3 protein-coding genes are annotated in these 2,043 nt (G+C 44.9%); 2 read left to right on the top strand and 1 reads right to left on the bottom strand.

Going from position 1 to position 2,043, the window contains the following annotated elements; genetic code table 11:
* The coding region (locus tag OU793_RS24280) for a Hok/Gef family protein (protein WP_274647893.1) at positions 1–146 on the top strand (146 nt) is incomplete at its 5' end.
* A 112-nt stretch (positions 147–258) separates the two neighbouring features.
* Complete coding sequence (locus OU793_RS24275; protein WP_159408194.1) at positions 259–840, top strand: DUF2913 family protein; 582 nt, start codon at positions 259–261, stop codon at positions 838–840.
* Positions 841–1,001: 161 nt separating this feature from the next.
* On the opposite strand, the gene OU793_RS24270 is transcribed toward OU793_RS24275, so the two are convergent.
* On the bottom strand, positions 1,002–2,042 hold the full coding sequence (locus tag OU793_RS24270; protein ID WP_159408193.1) for an IS481 family transposase: 1,041 nt from the start codon (positions 2,040–2,042) through the stop codon (positions 1,002–1,004).
* Position 2,043 lies beyond the last annotated feature (1 nt).

Here is a 2,043-nt window from a genome sequence, read left to right as displayed (position 1 = left end):
CCGCCCTGATGGGTTTAGTGGTCATTTGCATCACTATTCTGTGTGGACTTCTGATAGTCCGAGACTCGCTTTGCGAGGTTCGGTATAAGGGAGGCGGCACAGACTTTCTGGCACGCTTCGTTGTCTACGAAACACACGTGAAGTAAGCTGGACAGGAAAGGGGTGACAGGAAGCCCCTTTCCTGATTCAGTTTTGTGAAGATACAGACCAACGAGCACCCATATTTCATATCATGTATAGAGCAACCTAAAGACAGCGATGCAAATCAAACGAGACTTTGAGTATTACCACAATCTGCATAACCTAATCACTCACGCCCTACTTCACTTGCTTGGTAAAGTATCAGCAACGGGTCGCCACGTTCCAGTCAGCACCCGAAACGAAATTCTCATCAAATACTTAAAGCCCAAGGTGAATACCAAAAGCCTCTCGAACATCAAGAAATACATAAAATTGATGCTCAGCTTGGCACGAAAAAAAGGAGGGAACTTAGAAATGAGATTGTACGACTTAAACTCGCAAGCCAACCGCACCAAACTTGCTGGAGCAGAAAAGCTCTATAGCTTACTGGTGCACCTTTACGATGCAGAAGGTATCGAGTCCCGCTTGTTTGAAGAAGGCAGTGAAGCCGAAGCGGGTATCCTCTATATGATTGAGGACCAAATAGAGCATGGCTTTGACCATGAGCAAAAACAAGTTGCCCCGCTTTCAATGCTAATCCAGTTGGAGAGAGCACCAGAGCTCATCGACTCAGTAAACCAACATGGGCTTTTCCTTGCGGAAATGAAAGAGTGGAATGCTAAAACTCACCAGGCGCACATTATAGTGCACCCGAATTAACACTACTCTCTTGAATTCGAACAATTGCATGGCCACAACGCGGAAAAAGTTACCTGCATACTTTTTTCATACTCAATCAAGGCTAATGTACGCATACATTAGCTGTACTAATTCAGACCTGATCTGACAGTTACCCACTTTTCGAATCGGTGCCTGTCAGATTATATCTGGGCTAGATTCTTTTCAGCCCAGATTGATTTCCCATCCTCTAATGTCTCTATTGGCGTTCGGCCGCAGCACATTTTTCCTTGATGAGTACGATGATTGTTGTAGTAGTCCATCCATTCGTCCAGATCTTTCTGTAAGTCTTCCATTGAACCATACAGTTTCTTTCTGAATGTCACTTGGTAGAACTCATTTAATATGGTCTTGTGGAAGCGTTCGCAGATACCATTTGTCTGTGGCGACATCGCTTTAGTTTTCGTGTGGTCGATATCATTGATGGCAAGATAGAGTTGATAATCGTGCTGTTCAACACGGCCACAGTATTCAGTACCACGGTCAGTCAGGATTCGCAGCATTGGCAGATCATGAGTCTCGAAGAACGGTAGAACCTTGTCATTCAACATGTCCGCTGCGGTGATTGGTGTTTTTGTCGTGTAGAGCTTAGCGAAGGCGACTTTGCTGTAGGTATCAACGAACGTCTGCTGATAGATGCGTCCAACACCTTTAAGGTTACCAACATAAAACGTGTCTTGAGAGCCGAGATAGCCTGGGTGCGCGGTTTCTATCTCACCACAAGCCTCGTCATCATGCTTCTTGCGCTCAAGGGCTGCAACTTGCTCGTCCGTTAGGATGATACCGTTTTCAGCAACCTGCCTTTCTAAGGCAATCAGGCGTTTTTTGAAGTTTTCTAAGTCATTACGAAGCCAGATTGAACGAACGCCACTAGGAGAGATAAATACACCGAGTTTACGCAGTTCATTGCTTGTTCTGACTTGACCATGTGCAGGGAAGTCTATGGCGTACTTGAGAACTGCTTGTTCAGTTTCACTATCGACACGATTCTTCAGGTTTGGTGTTCTACGACTTTGATTAATTAGAGCATCGATACCACCAGTTTCAACTAACTCTTGATAACGATAGAAAGTGTCTCTTGATACACCCATGACCTTGCAGGCTTTTGATACATTGCCGAGTTCTTCGGCAAGATTGAGTAGGCCAGCTTTGTGTTTGATGATTGGGTTGCTAGTATGAAGCATG

Origin of the sequence: Vibrio sp. VP6 (assembly GCF_028823755.1) — a bacterium.
In the GTDB taxonomy this organism is placed as follows: domain Bacteria; phylum Pseudomonadota; class Gammaproteobacteria; order Enterobacterales; family Vibrionaceae; genus Vibrio; species Vibrio parahaemolyticus.
Note: the sequence above shows the minus strand (reverse complement) of the source record. Positions and strands in the feature narration are given on the sequence as shown.

Bases quoted from the DNA above. Each gene is read 5' to 3' on its own strand.
- OU793_RS24275 (WP_159408194.1), top strand. From the start codon at position 259: ATGCAAATCAAACGAGACTTTGAGTATTACCACAATCTGCATAACCTA.
- OU793_RS24270 (WP_159408193.1), bottom strand. From the start codon at position 2,042: ATGCTTCATACTAGCAACCCAATCATCAAACACAAAGCTGGCCTACTC.